The organism is Pseudomonas sp. C9D1, assembly GCF_056491235.1.
In genome coordinates, this window is the sequence record NZ_JBSZIE010000002.1 from 2,698,543 (window position 1) to 2,714,238 (window position 15,696).

12 protein-coding genes are annotated in these 15,696 nt (G+C 66.2%); 2 read left to right on the plus strand and 10 right to left on the minus strand.

The features are described from left to right. Positions 1-13: 13 nt before the first annotated feature. From ACXI0U_RS20700 to ACXI0U_RS20715, 4 genes are all read right to left on the minus strand, one after another. Entirely contained in the window at positions 14-3,301 is a 3,288-nt protein-coding gene (locus ACXI0U_RS20700; protein WP_431482784.1) for a transglutaminase family protein, read from the minus strand. Between the two features lie 302 nt (positions 3,302-3,603). Continuing rightward, entirely contained in the window at positions 3,604-4,722 is a 1,119-nt protein-coding gene (locus ACXI0U_RS20705) for an SO2930 family diheme c-type cytochrome (RefSeq protein WP_431482785.1), read from the minus strand. After that, a complete protein-coding gene (locus ACXI0U_RS20710; RefSeq protein WP_431482786.1) occupies positions 4,719-5,960 on the minus strand; it encodes a parallel beta-helix domain-containing protein in 1,242 nt (413 codons plus the stop codon). The genes ACXI0U_RS20705 and ACXI0U_RS20710 overlap by 4 nt, the downstream gene beginning before the upstream one ends. A 186-nt stretch (positions 5,961-6,146) precedes the next feature. Then, the gene (locus ACXI0U_RS20715; RefSeq protein WP_431482787.1) at positions 6,147-8,426 is read right to left on the minus strand and encodes a YgiQ family radical SAM protein; all 2,280 of its coding nucleotides are present in this window, start codon (positions 8,424-8,426) and stop codon (positions 6,147-6,149) included. 205 nt (positions 8,427-8,631) lie between these two features. On the opposite strand from ACXI0U_RS20715, the gene ACXI0U_RS20720 reads away from it, so the two are divergent. Beyond that, positions 8,632-10,542: a diguanylate cyclase domain-containing protein gene (locus ACXI0U_RS20720; RefSeq protein ID WP_431482788.1), complete on the plus strand. Its 1,911-nt coding sequence runs from the start codon at positions 8,632-8,634 to the stop codon at positions 10,540-10,542. Positions 10,543-10,545: 3 nt separating this feature from the next. Here ACXI0U_RS20720 and alr read toward each other — a convergent pair whose 3' ends face one another. Next, positions 10,546-11,622 carry an alanine racemase gene (gene alr / locus ACXI0U_RS20725; protein ID WP_431482789.1) on the minus strand — a complete coding sequence of 359 codons (1,077 nt, stop codon included), beginning with the start codon at positions 11,620-11,622 and terminating at the stop codon, positions 10,546-10,548. A gap of 4 nt (positions 11,623-11,626) precedes the next feature. On the opposite strand from alr, the gene ACXI0U_RS20730 reads away from it, so the two are divergent. Further along, a complete protein-coding gene (locus tag ACXI0U_RS20730; protein ID WP_479550758.1) occupies positions 11,627-11,920 on the plus strand; it encodes a hypothetical protein in 294 nt (97 codons plus the stop codon). 147 nt (positions 11,921-12,067) lie between these two features. Here ACXI0U_RS20730 and dnaB read toward each other — a convergent pair whose 3' ends face one another. The 5 genes from dnaB to rpsF form a co-directional block, all read right to left on the minus strand. Further along, complete coding sequence (gene dnaB / locus ACXI0U_RS20735) at positions 12,068-13,462, minus strand: replicative DNA helicase (protein WP_043242456.1); 1,395 nt, start codon at positions 13,460-13,462, stop codon at positions 12,068-12,070. A 139-nt stretch (positions 13,463-13,601) separates the two neighbouring features. Beyond that, positions 13,602-14,048: a 50S ribosomal protein L9 gene (rplI, locus tag ACXI0U_RS20740; RefSeq protein WP_021217373.1), complete on the minus strand. Its 447-nt coding sequence runs from the start codon at positions 14,046-14,048 to the stop codon at positions 13,602-13,604. 19 nt (positions 14,049-14,067) lie between these two features. Then, a complete protein-coding gene (locus tag ACXI0U_RS20745) occupies positions 14,068-14,943 on the minus strand; it encodes a hypothetical protein (RefSeq protein ID WP_374979104.1) in 876 nt (291 codons plus the stop codon). Between the two features lie 34 nt (positions 14,944-14,977). Further along, on the minus strand, positions 14,978-15,208 hold the full coding sequence (rpsR, locus tag ACXI0U_RS20750; RefSeq protein ID WP_003452992.1) for a 30S ribosomal protein S18: 231 nt from the start codon (positions 15,206-15,208) through the stop codon (positions 14,978-14,980). 28 nt (positions 15,209-15,236) lie between these two features. After that, on the minus strand, positions 15,237-15,656 hold the full coding sequence (gene rpsF / locus ACXI0U_RS20755) for a 30S ribosomal protein S6 (protein ID WP_021217371.1): 420 nt from the start codon (positions 15,654-15,656) through the stop codon (positions 15,237-15,239). Positions 15,657-15,696 lie beyond the last annotated feature (40 nt).

Here is a 15,696-nt window from a genome sequence, read left to right on the forward strand (position 1 = left end):
GGCGGCGACCCGATCAGTGGCGACGCAGGTCCAGGGTCATGGGCAGCTCGTCGTTGCGTTGCAGCGGCTCCACCTGGAGCGTGCCGGGGCTGTGGCCGAGGCGGAAGAAGCGCGCCAGGCGGCGGCTTTCCGCTTCATAGGCGTTGACCGGGAAGCTGTCGTAGTTGCGCCCGCCGGGGTGGGCGACGTGGTACTGGCAACCGCCGAGGGAGCGTTGCATCCAGGTGTCCACCAGGTCGAACACCAGGGGCGCGTGCACGCCGATGGTGGGCTGCAGGCAGGAGGCCGGCTGCCAGGCGCGGTAGCGCACGCCGCCGATGAACTCGCCGACCCGGCCGGTGGGCTGCAGGGGCACCGCCTCGCCGTTGCAGGTGAGCACGTAGCGGTCCGGCGCCAGGCCGGAGAGCTTGAGCTGCACCCGCTCCAGGGACGAATCCACGTAGCGCACGGTGCCGCCGGCGGCGCCCTCCTCGCCCAGCACGTGCCAGGGCTCCAGGGCCTGGCGCAGCTCCAGGTCGATGCCCTTGACCATGAAGTCGCCGTACTTGGGGAAGCGGAATTCGAAGTGCGGCGCGAACCACTCGCCACGCACCGGGTAGCCGGCCTGGTTGAGCTCGTGCACCACGTCGTCGAAATCCTGCTGGACGAAGTGCGGGAGGAGGAAGCGGTCGTGCAGTTCGGTGCCCCAGCGCGCCAGTTTCGGCGGTGCGTAGGGCTCCTCCCAGAAGCGCGCCACCAGGCCCCGCAGCAGCAGTTGCTGGGCCAGGCTCATGCGCGCGTGGGGCGGCATTTCGAAGGCACGCAGCTCCAGCAGGCCGAGGCGGCCGGAGGCGCTGTCGGGCGAGTAGAGCTTGTCGATGCAGAACTCGGCGCGGTGGGTGTTGCCGCTGACGTCCACCAGCAGGTTGCGCAGCAGGCGGTCCACCAGCCAGGGCGGGCATTCGGCGCCCGGCTCGGGCATCTGCGCGAAGGCCACTTCCAGTTCGTAGAGGGCGTCGTTGCGCGCCTCGTCCACCCGCGGCGCCTGGGAGGTGGGGCCGATGAACAGGCCGGAGAACAGGTAGGACAGCGAGGGGTGGTTGTGCCAGTAGCTGATCAGGCTGCGCAGCAGGTCGGGCCGGCGCAGGAAGGGCGAGTCGCCCGGGGTGGCGCCACCGAGGACGAAGTGGTTGCCGCCGCCGGTGCCGACGTGGCGACCATCCACCATAAATTTCTCGCTGGCCAGGCGCGTCTGCCGCGCGGCCTCGTAGAGGAATTCGGTGCGCTCCACCAGTTCGTCCCAGTTGCCGGACGGGTGGATGTTCACCTCGATCACGCCCGGGTCGGGGGTGACGCGGAAGGTGTTCAGGCGCGGGTCGCCGGGGGGCTCGTAGCCTTCCAGCAGCACCGGGCATTCCAGCTCGCGAGCGGTAGCCTCGATGGCGGCCACCAGCTCCAGCCAGCTGTCGAGCTCCGCCAGGGGCGGCATGAACAGGTACAGGCGCCCGTCGCGGGGTTCGGCGCAGATCGCGGTGCGGGTGACATCAGCCGCCGACTGATACAGCTCCGGTGCGCGCGCGGGCTCGCCCTTGCCCGGGGCAGCACGGCGCGGCTGGGGGCGGATCTCGGCGGCACGGCGCAGCGGCGGGAAGGCCTGGCCGGGGTCGGCGGCGTGGATATAGGGGTAGTCGGCCTCGCTGACCCAGGGTTGCGAGTCCAGCGGCAGGCGGTAGCCCATGGCCGAGTCGCCGGGGAGCAGGCGGCAGTGTTCGTCGCGCAGGAACCAGGACCCGGTCTGCCAGCCGTCGCCTTCGCTGTTGCGGCCCAGGGGCAGCACCTGGCCGACGATTTCGCCGAGCCCCTGCTCGAAGACCTTGCGCAGGCGCTCGCGCTCCAGCGGGTCGGCCAGGCGCGGGTCTTCCGGGGTGACGTTGGTCGGCAGCCGGCGCTCGCGCCAGAGGTAGTAGTACCAGTCCTCGTAGGCCGGGAATATGCCGTCGTCGGCCAGCCCCAAGCGCTCGGCCAGTTGGGCGAGGAAGCGCCCGGCCAGCTCGGCGCTGGCGTCGTAGCTGCGGGTTTCGTCGGCGAACAGCGCCGGGTCGTTCCAGATCGGCTCGCCGTCACGGCGCCAGAAGCAGTTCAGCGACCAGCGCGGCAGTTGCTCGCCCGGGTACCACTTGCCCTGGCCGAAATGCACCAGGCCGTTGGGGGCGTACTGCCCGCGCAGGCGGTGAAACAGCTCGGCGGCCAGGCGCCGCTTGTTGGGGCCGAGGGCGGCGGTGTTCCATTCCGGATCATCGGGATGGTCGATGGAGACGAAGGTGGGTTCGCCGCCCATGGTCAGGCGCACGTCGCGGGCCTGCAGGTCGCGGTCGATGCGCCGGCCGAGGTCGAGGATCGCCGCCCACTGTTCGTCGCTGTAGGGCCGGGTGACCCGGGGCGCTTCCCAGACGCGCTCGATGCGCATCTCGTGGGAGAACTCGCACTCGCATTCGTCCACCGCACCGCTGATGGGCGCCGCCGATGAGGGCTCGGGGCTGCAGGCCAGCGGCACGTGGCCTTCGCCGGCGAACAGGCCGGACGTGGGGTCGAGGCCGATCCAGCCGGCACCGGGCAGGTAGACCTCGCACCAGGCGTGCAGGTCGGTGAAGTCCACCTCGGTGCCGCTGGGGCCGTCGAGGGCCTTCTGGTCGGCGGTGAGCTGGATCAGGTAGCCGGAGACGAAGCGCGCCGCCAGGCCGATATGGCGCAGCAGCTGCACCAGCAGCCAGGCGGAGTCGCGGCAGGAGCCGGAGCCCAGCTCCAGGCTCTGCTCGGGCGTCTGCACGCCAGGCTCCATGCGGATCAGGTAGCGGATGTCGCGGGAGACGCGCTGGTTGAGTTCCACCAGGAAGTCGACGCTGGCGCGCGGTGTGAGGTCGACAGCGGCGAGGTATTTAGCGAACAGCGGCGTGGCCGGCTGGCGGCTGAGGTAGGGCGCCAGCTCGCGCTGCTCGTCGGCGGTGTAGGCGAAGGGCGCCTGCTCGGCATAGGGCTCGAGGAAGAAGTCGAAGGGATTGAACACCGCCATTTCGACCACCAGGTCCACCTCGACCTTGAGTTCGCGGGTCTTTTCGGGGAACACCAGGCGCGCCAGGTAGTTGCCTTGCGGGTCCTGCTGCCAGTTGATGAAGTGCTTGCCCGGCTCGACCTTCAGCGAGTAGCCGAGGACGCGCGTGCGGCTGTGGGGCGCCGGGCGCAGGCGGACGATCTGCGGACCGAGGGCGACCTCGCGGTCGTAGCGGTAATGGGTGACGTGGTGCAGTGCGACGTGGATCGACACGGCGTGCCTCCTGCGAGCCTGAGCGATGGCCTTGCTGCGCAAGTCTCATGCCAGCGCGCAAGGTGCTGTTTTGTCGATGGGTGCGCCCCGCGCCGGCACTGGAACGGGGCTCGGGCCGCACTGCTTCGAACGGCGTGCACGAAAATGGTTCGTGTCGCGTGCCGACGACCATGAAGTGCGGGTGAGCATAGACAGTGAAGATGACGGGGATGGTGCCCTGTGGGAGCGAATTCATTCGCGATCAGCGCCGTGCACGCCCATCGCGGTTGAAACCGCTCCCACAGAAGCCCCGGTGACTGCCGCTAGCTGCGGCAGGCACCGGGCAGGCCGGCGATCCAGCGCTCCAGCAGGTCGAGGCCTTCGCGGTGGACGGCGGAGCGACCGAGCTCGGGCATCATCACGCTGGGGTCGGTGCTTTCGACGCGGTAGGTGAGGACCGACTCCTCAGGCTTGCCCGGGTGGATGTCCACCAGGCGGTCGCCGGAACCCTTGCCGGCGGCCACGGGCTGCTTGCACAGGCCGTAGTTGATGCCCATCTGCGCGGCGGCGTCGAGGAACAGGCCGGAGGTGCGTGCCGGGCCCTTGGGGTTGTGGCAGTGGCCACAGTTGGCGTCGAGGTAGCTGCGTGCCTGCAGCTCCAGGCTTTCGCCGTCACGGGGCTGGCCGAACAGGGCGTTGCGCGGGATGCCGGCCACCTCGGGCAGGCCCGTGAGGAAGCCGCGCTTCTGCCAATGGGCGAGCTGGTTGTCGAGGCCATCGGCGTAGGCCAGGTCCTTGTTCAGGTGCCGCGCCTTGGGGCCGAGGGGACGCACGCCTTCGCCATGGCGCTCTTCATGGCAGCCGGCGCACTGATTGGCGTCGGGCACCTGGTAGTCGACCGCGAGGCGCTGGCCCTTCTCGTCCAGCAGTTCCAGGTCGAAGCTGGCACCGGCCCATTCCAGGGTGGCTTCCTTCTGCGCTTCGTCCCAGACGTAGGGCAGCGCCATCCAGCCGTCCTTCTGCCGCAGCAGGATGCGCGTTTCCACCAGGCGCACGCGGTCCAGGGCCAGGCCTTCGCGGGGGTCGCGGTCGTCCTGGCCGTTCTTCAGCAGGCGGCCCTGGTCGTCGCGAGGGTAGTAGAAGGTCTTGGTCAGCACGGTGCCGACGGGGTAGTCGAAGTGGTCTTCGCCGTATTGCGCCGCCTGCCCTTCGGGCATCCACAGGGTGCGCATCTTGTGGGCGTAGTCGGTGAACAGCGGGGTGTTGAGGTCATAGGGCAGCACGGCGGCCACCGGCTGCAGGTGGCCGTCGGCCAGGCGCAGCATGCCCCATTCGCTGAGTTTCTCGGGGTAGGCATCGCCTTCGGGCATGAACCGCGGCTCCGGCTGCCGGCCGCAAGCGGCCAGCAGCAGGAGGGCGATCAACAGCAGGCCTCGCTTCATGCGCCGGGCGCCTCCTTGGCCGCGCCGAGGACGATTTCCGGCAGCGCCGGCAGCTTGCAGCGGTGGTCGGTCATGTCGGTGGTGATGTTCTTGTAGCCGTTGGGACCGTCGACGTTGATCAGCGTGGCTTCGCCGTTGTCGACGCAGATGCCCTGGTCCGCCGGGAGCTTGCCGTCCACCAGCTTGGCCGGGTTGACGTAGCCGTCCCAGAGGATGTCGGGCAGGCGCCCGCTGAGGCCGAACTTGGCCACCTTGAGGGCCTTGAGCTCGAGGTTGTCCGGGCTGTCGCCGCCGGGGCCGAAGCGGTTGCCGTGGATGGCGATGCGCTCGGGGTAGGGGTCGAAGTTCTCCGAAGTGGAGAGGTTGGTGTAGCCGGTGCTGAAGTAGCTGCTGACGATGATGTTGGCGGTGCGGTGGCCGCTGATGTCGTTGTCGAAGATTTCCACATCGTCGTTGGAGTTGATCACCACGCCGGAGCCCGCCGGCACGCTGGCCACCGGGGTGCCCTTGTGGCCGAAGTTGTCGTGGCCGTTGTCCTTGACCTGGTTGCGGTAGACGCGGGTGCCGTGCCCCGGTTGCTGCAGGTTGGGCATGTTGAACACGAGGATGCCGCCGGTGTTGCCGGTGGCGAGGTTGTCGTAGACATCGGCGCCGATGGTGTTTTCGATCTCGATGCCGGCGACGTTGCGTTCGGCGCGGCTGTTGCGCACCACGACGTTGCGCGACTGCCCGACGTAGATGCCGGCGTCGGAGGCACCGATGGCCACGGCGCCTTCGATCAGGGTGTTTTCGGTCTGCACCGGGTAGATGCCGTAGGCGCCGTTCTCGGTGGCCGGGCCGTTGGTCCATTCGGTGCGCACGTTGCGGATGACGATGTTCTTGCCGCCCACCACCTTGAGCGCGTCACCCTTGGTGTCTTCCAGGGCGAGGTCTTCGATGGTGAAGTCGGAGGCGTCCACCAGCAGCCCTTCGGCACCGGCCTTCTGGCCCTTGAAGTTGAGGATGGTCTTGTCCATCCCGGCGCCCTTGATGGTGACGCCGCTGGCCTTGAGGCTGAGGCTGCGGTCGAGCTGGTAGGTGCCGGCGGGTATTTCGATGACGGTGCCCGGCTTGGCCTTGATCAGCTTGGCCTGCAGTTCTTTCTGGAAATCCACGTGGGTGGTGGGCGTCTTGTCCTGCTCGCCGCAGCCGGCCAGCAGCACCGAGAGCGCGAGAAGGGAAAGGGAGGCGATACGCATGGCGGGCTCCGTCGTTGTTTTTATGAGATTGGAACTATAGTGCCAAAAACATTTTGTAACTAGTCCCTTCAGCGAAGCCTATTTCGCATAGAACAGCGGGCGGCTGAAGTCGTTCCCACAGGCCTTGGACCGTGGCCGGAAATGAAAACGCCAGCTCGGGGCTGGCGTTTTCGCGGGGCAGGTCGATCAGCGCGGTACGGCGGGGCGCTTGCCGGGCTTCTTGCCGCCCTTGCCGGCGCCACCCTTCTCCGCCTGGCGACGGGCCTGGGCCGCGGCCTTGGCTTCCTCGCGCTTGTCCCAGGGCTTGCTGCCATCGCTGGCGCGGGGCGGCAGGCCGGTGTGCTGGGTGAGCATGGCCTTGCCGACCTTCTTGCTGCCGGCCGGGGTGGAGTTCTTGCGGCGGGCGCTCTGGTAGCTGTCGGTTTCCGGCTGGTAGGACGGGATCAGCTGGTGCTTGCCGTTACCGATCAGGTCGGCGCGGCCCATGCGCTCCAGCGCGGCACGCAGCATCGGCCAGCCCTTGGGATCGTGGTAGCGCAGGAAGGCCTTGTGCAGGCGGCGCTGCTCCTCGCTCTTGACGATGGTCACGCCGTCGCTCTTGTAGGTGACCTTGCGCAGGGGGTTCTTGCCCGAGTGGTACATGGCGGTGGCGCTGGCCATGGGCGAGGGGTAGAAGGCCTGCACCTGGTCGGCGCGGAAGCCATTGCCCTTGAGCCACAAGGCGAGGTTCATCATGTCTTCGTCGGTGGTGCCCGGGTGCGCGGCGATGAAGTAGGGGATCAGGTACTGCTCTTTCCCGGCCTCCTTGGAGTACTTCTCGAACATGCGCTTGAAGCGGTCATAGCTGCCGATGCCCGGTTTCATCATCTGGTTGAGCGGGCCTTCCTCGGTGTGTTCCGGGGCGATCTTCAGGTAGCCACCAACGTGGTGGGTGACCAGCTCCTTGACGTATTCCGGCGACTCGACGGCGAGGTCGTAGCGCAGGCCCGACGCGATGAGGATCTTCTTCACCCCCGGCAGCGCACGGGCGCTGCGGTACAGCTGGATCAGGGAGGAGTGATCGGTGTTCAGGTTCGGGCAGATGCCCGGGAACACGCAGGACGGCTTGCGGCACGCGGATTCGATTTCCGGGCTCTTGCAGGCGATGCGGTACATGTTGGCGGTGGGGCCGCCGAGGTCGGAAATGACGCCGGTGAAGCCGGGCACCTTGTCACGGATCTCTTCGATCTCGCGGATGATCGACTCTTCCGAGCGGTTCTGGATGATGCGGCCTTCGTGCTCGGTGATGGAGCAGAAGGTGCAGCCGCCAAAGCAGCCACGCATGATGTTCACCGAGAAACGGATCATCTCGTAGGCGGGGATCTTTTCCTTGCCATAGGCCGGGTGCGGCACCCGGGCGTAGGGCATGCCGAACACGTAGTCCATTTCCTCGGTGGTCATGGGGATGGGCGGCGGGTTGAACCACACGTCCGTCTCGCCATGACGCTGCACCAGCGCGCGGGCGTTGCCCGGGTTGGTTTCCAGGTGCAGCACGCGGTTGGCGTGGGCGTAGAGCACCGGGTCGTTGCGCACCTTCTCGAAGGACGGCAGGCGGATCACGGTCTTTTCGCGGGTCATGCGCGGGCTGGCCAGCAGTTGCACGACCTTGGGTTCGTTCGGGTCTTCGACCGGGGCCTTTTCCTGCTCGATGGCGCAGGCGGCGGTGTCCTGGGTGTTGACGTAGGGGTTGATGATCTTGTCGACCTTGCCTGGGCGGTCGATGCGCGTGGAGTCGACCTCGTACCAGCCCTCGGGCGTATCGCGGCGGATGAACGCGGTGCCGCGGATGTCGGTGATCGAGTCGATCTTCTCGCCGTAGGCCATGCGCTGGGCGATCTCCACCACGGCGCGCTCGGCGTTGCCGTAGAGCAGGATGTCGGCGCAGGCGTCGATCAGGATCGAGTGGCGGACCTTGTCCTGCCAGTAGTCGTAGTGCGCGATGCGGCGCAGCGAGGCCTCGATGCCACCGAGCACGATGGGCACGTGGGTGTAGGCCTCCTTGCAGCGCTGGCTGTACACCAGGCTGGCGCGGTCCGGGCGCTTGCCCGCCAGGCCGCCGGGGGTGTAGGCGTCGTCGGAGCGGATCTTCTTGTCGGCGGTGTAGCGGTTGATCATCGAGTCCATGTTGCCGGCGGCGACGCCGAAGAACAGGTTGGGCTCGCCGAGCTTCATGAAGTCGTCTTTCGAGCGCCAGTCGGGCTGGGCGATGATGCCGACGCGGAAGCCCTGGGCCTCCAGCAGGCGGCCGATGATCGCCATGCCGAACGAAGGATGATCGACGTAGGCATCACCGGTGACGATGATGATGTCGCAGGAGTCCCAGCCAAGTTGGTCCATCTCCGCCCGGCTCATTGGCAGGAAAGGTGCAGGACCGAAACATTCGGCCCAGTACTTCTGATAGTCGAACAGCGGCTTGGCGGCTTGCATGGCAGGGACCGTCGGATCTCAGGTGAAAAAGCGGGCGCGAAATATAGCACAAAAAATGAACAAGTCCGACTTCCCCACTGGGTTTTACACAACCCTTTGCGCCAGGCGACATATAGCTGTCATCAGGCTGATACCTAATGGCTATACTCCTGCCGATAACAATACCGCCCGCCCCTCCAGAGGTTACGGGCACAAGGAGCGTGCGGTGCTTCGCTTAATCCATCTCTCAGTGTTTCTGCTGGGCATATTCGGCCTCTGCGGCCAGACCAGTGCGGCCCCTTTCCTGTTGCAGGCCGATAGCAGCGGCACGCCCCTGAATACCCATATAGAGCTGCTGGAAGACCCCAGCGGCAGCCTCGGCATCGCCGACATGGCCGATCCGGCGGTGCAGTCGCGCTTCGTTCCCGCAGACGGCCGCGCCTCCGTGGGGCAGAGCCGCAGCGCCTGGTGGGTGAAGGTGCAACTGGCCCGCGCCGCCGATGCGCCCGCCCAATGGTGGCTGGAGAACTCCGGCATCACCGTGTTCCGTGTGCGCCTGTACCTGCCCGACGGCCAGGGCGGCTGGACCGAGCGCGAGACCAGCGAGAGCGTGCCCTTCGCCGAGGGCCGTGATTTCGACTACCGGCGCATGGTGTTCCGCCTGCCGGACCTCGGCACAGAGCCCCTGACCTTCTACTTCCGCAGCTACGACCCGGCCGGCAACTCCTTTCCGCTCAAGGCCTGGCAGCTGGATGACCTGCAGGACCTGCGCGCCACCGAGGACATGGGCTTCGGCCTGATCTACGGGGTGATCCTGGCGCTGTTCCTCTACAACCTGTTCATCCTCGTGGCCCTGCGCGACAAGGCCTACCTCTGGTACGTGCTGGCCACCGGCTGCGCGCTGGTGTTCATCCTCAGCATGACCGGCCATGGCTTCCAGTATTTCTGGGGCGGATCGCCGGTGCCCTTCTGGCTCGACCGCATCAGCTTGCCCTCGCTCTGGGGCATCTTCGTCATGCGCTTCACCCAGGAGCTGCTGTACACACGGCGCGGCCTGGTCTGGGCCGACCGCGCCTTCAACGTCAGCTGCGTGCTCTACGCCATCGCCATCCTCATCAACGCCTTCGGCTACCGCGCCGAGGGCGCCCTGTTGATCGCCATCACGCCCATCGTCACCGTGCCCACCGCGCTGGTGAGCGCCGGTGTGCGCTGGTACCAGGGCTTCATTCCGGCGCGCTTCTACCTGGTCGGCTACGGCACCGTGCTGGTCAGCACGGCGGTGCTGGTGATGCGCGCGGCGGGGATCATCCAGCCCACCAACTTCACCGCCTACATGTTCCCCATCGCCGTGGCGGCGGAGTCGATCCTATTCTCCTTCGCCCTCGCCTACCGCATCCAGATGCTCAAGCAGGAGAAGGCCGCCGCGCTGGAACAGGTGGACCGCGAGAAGACCGCGCGCCTGGCGCAGATGCAGGCCAGCGCCGACGAGCTGCAGGCCGCCGTGGCCAACCGCACCGCCGAGCTGGCGGCCGCCAACCTGCGCCTGTGCGAGCGCGAGCAGGAGCTGGAGCACGCGGCCTTCCATGACGCCCTGACCGACCTGCCCAACCGCCGCTACCTGATCGAACGCGCCGAGACCGCCCTGGCCAACGCCGGCCGTCGTGGCGAGACGGTGGCGCTGATGCTGATCGACCTGGACCACTTCAAGCCGATCAACGACAAGTACGGGCACGACGCCGGCGACGCGATGCTGCGTACCATCGGCCAGCGCCTGCGCGAGCATGTACGCGGCGGCGACAGCGTGGCGCGCCTGGGCGGCGACGAATTCGCGGTGCTGATCTGCGGGCCGGATTCCGAGCCCCATGCCCGGGAGATCGCCGAGCGGCTGCTGGCTGAACTGGCGGAGCCAGTGCTCTACGGCACCCAGCGCCTGACGGTGACCATCAGCATAGGCGTGGCGCTCTACCCGCAACATGCGCGGCAGTTCGCCGGCCTCTACAAGACCGCCGACCAGGCGATGTACAAGGTCAAGGAGAAGGGCCGCTCGGGCTTCGCGATCTTCGGCGCCGACGGCGAGCTGTCCAGCGAGGCACGCCTGGAGCTGGACGTGCTCAAGGTGCCGAGCGGGCTGGTCTGAGCCTTAGCTCAGGTAGCGCCGCGGCACCCGCGCGGTGACCTTGGTGAGCAGCTCGTAGCCGATGGTGCCGCAGGCTGCCGCCAGCTCGTCCACCGGCAGTTGCTTGCCCCACAGCTCCACGGCATCGCCTTCGACGGCTTCCGGCAGGTCGCTGAGGTCCACCGCGAGCATGTCCATCGACACCTTCCCCGCCAGGGGCACGCGCTGGCCGCGAATCACCACCGGCGTGCCGCTGGGGGCATTGCGCGGGTAGCCGTCGGCATAACCGCAGCTGACGATGCCGATGCGCGAAGGGCGCTCGGCGACCCAGGTGGCGCCATAGCCGACACTTTCCCCCACCGCGACATCACGCACGGCGATCAGCTCGGCGGTCAGGTTCATGGCCGGCTTGAGCCCCAGCTCGCGCGCGGTGAGGTCGGCGAACGGCGTGGCGCCGTAGAGCATGATGCCGGGGCGCACCCAGTCCATGTGCGCGGCGGGAATGGTGAGGATGGCGGCGGAGTTGGCCAGGCTGCGCTGGTCGAAATCCAGGTCCAGCAGGCCGAGGAAACACTCCACCTGCTGCTCGGTGAGTGCGTGGCCGCGCTCGTCGGCGCAGGCGAAGTGGCTGATCAGGTTGAGTTCGGCGACCTTGCTGGCGCCACGCAGGAGCCCGTGCCACTCGCGCAGGGCCTCGGCATCGAAACCGAGGCGGTGCATGCCGGAATCCAGCTTCAGCCAGACATTCAGCGGGCGGCTGGTCTCGGCAGCCAGCAGGGCCTCGGCCTGGCGTTCGCCCTGCACCACCACATCCAGTCCCAGCTGGGCGGCGATCAGGTACTCGCGGGGCTCGAAGCAGCCCTCCAACAGCAGGATGCGCGCGCGGTCGTCCATGGCACGGACCTCCGCCGCCTCCTCCAGGCAGGCCACTGCGTAGCCATCGGCGACGTCGTGCAGCACGCTGACCACCTCACGCACCCCGTGCCCATAGGCATTGGCCTTGACCACCGCAAACACCTGGCGCTCCGGCGCACAGCGCTTGGCGACGGCATGGTTGTGGCGGATGGCGGAAAGGTCGACAGCGGCGATCAGCGGGCGCATGGGCATGGCTCAGGAACGAAAACGGGTGTCCATGATAACTGCACGGCGCCTATCTTCATTGATCCATGGCGGGATTGGAGCTGGAAGCTGGAAGCTGGAAGCTGGAAGCTGGAAGCTGGAAGCTGGAAGCTGGAAGCTGGAAGCTGGAAGCTGGAAGCTGGAAGCTGGAAGCTGGAAGCTGGAAGCTGGAAGCTGGAAGCTGGAAGCTGGAAGCTGGAAGCTGGAAGAGCCTGGGGGATCGGCGGATACAGTCAACGCCTGGGCTTATTTATTTCCGCATTCCGCATTCCGCGCGTAGCCCGGGCCTCAGCCCGGGACAGCGCCGCATCAAAGCTTGGGGAACAAGTAAGTTAAGCCTGACCACGATGTAACCTGGGCTGAAGCCCACGCGCGCGCATCCTGCTTCAGGCTTCAGGCTTCAGGCTTCAGGCTTCAGGCTCAAGCCTTACTCATCTTCGAAGTTGTAGCTGCCCGGCGCGAGGTTTTCGAAGCGCGAGTACTTGCCGAGGAAGGCCAGGCGCGCGGTGCCGAGGGGGCCGTTACGCTGCTTGCCGATGATGATCTCGGCCACGCCCTTGTACTCGGTCTCGGGGTGGTAGACCTCGTCGCGGTAGACGAAGAGGATGATGTCGGCGTCCTGCTCGATGGCCCCGGATTCGCGAAGGTCGGAGTTGATCGGGCGTTTGTTCGGGCGCTGTTCCAGGCCCCGGTTGAGCTGGGACAGGGCGATGACCGGGCAGTTGAATTCCTTGGCCAGGCCCTTGAGCGAGCGGGAGATCTCGGAGATCTCGTTCACCCGGCTGTCGCCGCTGGAGCCGGGAATCTGCATCAGCTGCAGGTAGTCGACCATGATCAGGCCGATCTCGCCGTGTTCGCGGGCCAGGCGACGGGTGCGCGCGCGCATCTCCGACGGCGAGATGCCGGCGGTGTCGTCGATGAACAGCTTGCGGTCGTTGAGCAGGTTGACCGCCGAGGTGAGGCGCGGCCAGTCGTCGTCGTCCAGGCGGCCGGCGCGGACCTTGGTCTGGTCGATGCGCCCGAGGGACGCGAGCATACGGATGACGATGGATTCGGAGGGCATTTCCAGCGAGTAGACGAGGATCGACTTGTCGCTGCGCATCAGCGCGTTCTCCACCAGGTTCATGGCGAAGGTGGTCTTACCCATGGAGGGACGGCCGGCGACGATGATCATGTCGGCCGGCTGCAGGCCGCTGGTGAGGCTGTCCAGTTCGTCGAAGCCGGTGGACAGGCCGGTGATGGCATCGCCGTTGTTGAACAGCTCGTCGATGCGGTCGATGGCCTTGACCAGGATGTCGTTGATGCCCACCGGGCCGCCGGTCTTCGGCCGCGCCTCGGCGATCTGGAAGATCAGCCGCTCGGCTTCGTCAAGAATCTCTTCGCCCGTGCGCCCCTGCGGTGCATAGGCGCTGTCGGCGATCTCGGTGCTGATGCCGATCAGCTGGCGCAGGGTGGCGCGCTCGCGAATGATCTGCGCATAGGCCTTGATGTTGGCCACCGAGGGGGTGTTCTTCGCCAGTTCGCCCAGGTAGGCGAGGCCACCGACCTGGGGCAGCTGCCCTTCCTTGTCCAACTGCTCGGACAGGGTCACCACGTCGAAGGGCGCGTTGCGCTCGGCGAGCTTGAAGATGGCGCGGAAGATCAGGCGGTGGTCATGGCGATAGAAGTCGCTATCGGAGACCTGGTCGAGTACCCGCTCCCATGCGTTGTTGTCGAGCATCAGGCCCCCCAGCACTGCCTGCTCGGCCTCGATGGAGTGCGGCGGCACCTTGAGGGCGGAGGTTTCCAGGTCGAACTGTTCGGGAAGGCTGATTTCGTTCATGGGCTCGGGAATGCATGCGGTAGAAAGACAACGGGCACGTCACCGCTCTCGCAATGACGTGCCCGATTGTTAGCGTGCTCGCACCTGAGTGCAAGCACGCTCCGCCTGGACGGCGCGAACGCCGACCAGGCGCGCTGACTTAGGCAGCGATGACGATCAGCTTGACGGTAGCTTCAACGTCGGTGTGCAGGTGCACAGCTACGTCGTACTCGCCAACCTGACGGATGGTGCCGTTCGGCAGACGAACTTCGGCTTTGGCAACCTCAACGCCGGAGGCGGTCAGGGCGTCAGCGATGTCGTGGGTACCGATGGAACCGAACAGCTTGCCTTCGTCACCGGCGGTGGCAGTGATGGTCACTTCCAGCTCAGCCAGTTGGGCAGCGCGAGTTTCAGCCGAAGCTTTCTTCTCGGCAGCCAGTTTTTCCAGCTCAGCGCGGCGAGCTTCGAACGCAGCAACGTTCTCGGCGGTAGCGCGGGTGGCCTTGCCTTGCGGCAGCAGGTAGTTACGACCGTAACCAGCCTTGACGTTCACCTTGTCGCCCAGGTTGCCCAGGTTGGCGATTTTTTCGAGCAGAATGATTTCCATTTGGGAATCCTCTTAACTATTAACCTTCACCGTTCGCGGGACCGGCGCCGTTCTTACGTGCCAGGCGTCCGCGAAAATCAAACAGGCTGTCGATCACAGCCAAAAGACAGATCAAGTTCCCGATCAGCAGCACGGCCAGGTACAGCACTATCAGCCAGCCACCCGACAGGCGCTTCAGGGCGATGAGCCCGTGCCCGAGGGCAGCACCTGCGAACAACAGCGGCACGCTGCACAGCGGCCCAAGCAACGCGGCTCGTGCATCCAGCGCCGGGATCAGAATGCATCCCAGCAGCAGGGCCACGGCAACCGCGGGCCTCAGGCGCAGACTCCGGAATTCGCGACCGAAGCCGCCCGGGTTGTACAACGCCGCTTGCCAATAGCGCGCCAGCACCAGGCAGAGGAGGCAGGTGGCCTGCAGCGAAGACGCCATGACCCCGGTAAGGGTCGGCACCATCGCGGCCTGCAACCTGTCGAGTTCCTCACCCGACAGCTGGGCATCGCCGCGGACCTGAGCCAGCACCTTGGTGACCTCGGTCGCCAGCACCCCGATCATCTCGGAGTAGGCGTTGCCGAGCACCAGTGCGAACACCAGGCCCAATGCCACGCTGCCAATCAGCACATGGCTCCAGGACTCGCTGACACGCAGAATCTGCGCCAGCGTCAGGGTCCCGAGCAGGGCCAGAAGGATGCTCGGATCACCCAGGTACCACCAGCACGCAGCCGGCAGTACCGCCAAGGCCAGGATGCCGAAGGCATCACTGAAGCCCCGCCGCAGCAGCACCAGGCTACCTGCGGAGGCACTCAGCCAGAACAACAACGGAACCAGTGCAGCGCCAGCCACGGCCAGCGTTGCCTGCATACGGCCTCGCATGGTGAATTCAGCCAGTGCGCGCATGCGATCTATCCTTTGAAGCGTCGACTACCCGGTCTCAACGGCCGTGGCTGTCGGTGTAGGGCAGCAGGGCCAGGTAGCGGGCGCGCTTGATAGCGGTAGCCAGCTGACGCTGATACTTGGCTTTGGTACCGGTGATACGGCTAGGAACGATCTTGCCGGTTTCGGAGATGTACGCCTTCAGGGTGTTGAGATCCTTGAAGTCGATCTCTTTCACGCCTTCAGCGGTGAAACGGCAGAACTTACGACGACGGAAGAAACGTGCCATGAACTTGGCTCCTCAATAGATCCGTGGATTACTCGTCAGCGTTGTCGCTGTCGTTGTCGCTGTCATCGCCATCGGTGGCGGAGTCAGTTTCAACGCGCTCACGGCGCTCGCGGCGCTCGTTGCGGTTTTCCTCGGCCTTGAGCATCTCGGACTGACCGGTAACGGCTTCGTCGCGACGGATGACCAGGTTACGCAGGACGGCATCGTTGTAGCGGAAGTTGTCTTCCAGCTCGGCCAGGGCCTTGCCGCTGCACTCGACGTTCAGCATCACGTAGTGAGCCTTGTGAACGTTGTTGATTGCATAGGCCAGTTGACGACGGCCCCAATCTTCCAGGCGATGAATCTTGCCACCGTCTTCTTCGATCAGCTTGGTATAGCGCTCGACCATGCCGCCAACCTGCTCGCTCTGGTCCGGGTGAACCAGGAAGATGATTTCGTAATGACGCATAAATGCTCCTTACGGGTTGTAGCCTGCCAACTATGTGGTC

Bases quoted from the DNA above. Each gene is read 5' to 3' on its own strand.
- ACXI0U_RS20705 (WP_431482785.1), bottom strand. From the start codon at position 4,722: ATGAAGCGAGGCCTGCTGTTGATCGCCCTCCTGCTGCTGGCCGCTTGC.
- ACXI0U_RS20710 (WP_431482786.1), bottom strand. From the start codon at position 5,960: ATGCGTATCGCCTCCCTTTCCCTTCTCGCGCTCTCGGTGCTGCTGGCC.
- ACXI0U_RS20715 (WP_431482787.1), bottom strand. From the start codon at position 8,426: ATGCAAGCCGCCAAGCCGCTGTTCGACTATCAGAAGTACTGGGCCGAA.
- alr (WP_431482789.1), bottom strand. From the start codon at position 11,622: ATGCGCCCGCTGATCGCCGCTGTCGACCTTTCCGCCATCCGCCACAAC.
- ACXI0U_RS20730 (WP_479550758.1), top strand. From the start codon at position 11,627: ATGGCTCAGGAACGAAAACGGGTGTCCATGATAACTGCACGGCGCCTA.
- dnaB (WP_043242456.1), bottom strand. From the start codon at position 13,462: ATGAACGAAATCAGCCTTCCCGAACAGTTCGACCTGGAAACCTCCGCC.
- rplI (WP_021217373.1), bottom strand. From the start codon at position 14,048: ATGGAAATCATTCTGCTCGAAAAAATCGCCAACCTGGGCAACCTGGGC.
- ACXI0U_RS20745 (WP_374979104.1), bottom strand. From the start codon at position 14,943: ATGCGCGCACTGGCTGAATTCACCATGCGAGGCCGTATGCAGGCAACG.
- rpsR (WP_003452992.1), bottom strand. From the start codon at position 15,208: ATGGCACGTTTCTTCCGTCGTCGTAAGTTCTGCCGTTTCACCGCTGAA.
- rpsF (WP_021217371.1), bottom strand. From the start codon at position 15,656: ATGCGTCATTACGAAATCATCTTCCTGGTTCACCCGGACCAGAGCGAG.